The sequence below is a fragment of the Bradyrhizobium sp. STM 3843 genome (genome assembly GCF_000239815.1).
Taxonomy (GTDB): domain Bacteria; phylum Pseudomonadota; class Alphaproteobacteria; order Rhizobiales; family Xanthobacteraceae; genus Bradyrhizobium.
In genome coordinates, this window is sequence record NZ_CAFK01000160.1 from 1 (window position 1) to 1,103 (window position 1,103).

1 protein-coding gene is annotated in these 1,103 nt (G+C 65.8%); it reads left to right on the forward strand.

Annotation, left to right across the window (positions count from 1 at the left end; all coding sequences use genetic code 11):
• Positions 1-99 precede the first annotated feature (99 nt).
• On the forward strand, positions 100-1,103 hold a 1,004-nt coding region (locus BRAS3843_RS17615; protein WP_035982009.1), incomplete at its 3' end, for an AMP-binding protein.

The following is a 1,103-nucleotide window of genomic DNA, read 5'->3' on the forward strand; positions in this document are numbered from 1 at the left end:
CACTGAGTTCGCGGTACCCCACCCCCGACCCCTCCCCGCAAGGGGGAGGGGAGTAGGAGAGAGCGCGCTCGCCTTACAAAAAGAAACTAAGAAACCGCAATGACCCATCCCGGTGAACAATTCTATCCCGCAGGCGTCCGATGGGACGAGCCGATCGCGCGTGGCACCTTGCCCGATCTGCTCGCACAGGCGGTGCGCGACTACGGCGATCAGGACGCGATCGAATTCCGCGACCGCTCCATCAGCTTCCAGAAGCTCGAGCAACTCGCCGAGCAGGCCGCATCGGCCTTTCTGCGCGCGGGCGGCAAGAACAGCTCGATCGCGCTGTTTCTCGGCAACACGCCGGATCACCCGATCAACTTCTTCGGCGCGCTGAAGGCGGGTGCGCGCGTCGTGCATCTGTCGCCGCTCGACGGCGAGATCGCGCACTCGCACAAGCTGAAGGATTCCGGCGCGCGGGTGCTGGTCACGTCCAACCTTGCCGCGTTGCTGCCGACCGCACTGAAATTTCTCGAGAAGGGCCTGATCGATCGCCTGATCGTCTGCGAGGACGACCATTGGGGCAAGGTGGGCACGCCACAGGCGCCGCTACCCGATCATCCCGCCGTCATCACCCACCAGGCCTTCGTCGATGGCGCCGCGGCGCCGGCGCAATGGCCGGCCGTCTCGGCGGACGATGTCGCGCTCTTGCAATATACCGGCGGCACCACCGGCCTGCAGAAGGGCGCGATGCTGACCCATGGCAATCTCACCGCCGCGGTGTCGATCTACGAGGTCTGGGGTCGGCCGGCCCGGCTGGAGCGCGGCAGCCGCGACCGTGTCATCTGCGTGCTGCCGCTGTTCCATATCTACGCGCTCACGGTGGTGCTGTTGTCGTCACTGCGGCTCGGCAATCTGATCTCGCTGCATCAGCGTTTCGATGTCGAGACGGTGATGCGCGATATCGAGGTCAAACGCGCGACCTATTTCCCGGGCGTGCCGACCATGTGGATCGCGATCGCCAACCTGCCGGATCTCGACAAGCGCGACCTGTCGTCGCTCACAGCGGCAGGCTCCGGCGGTGCGCCGCTGCCGGTCGAGGTCGCCCGCATCTTCGAGCGCAG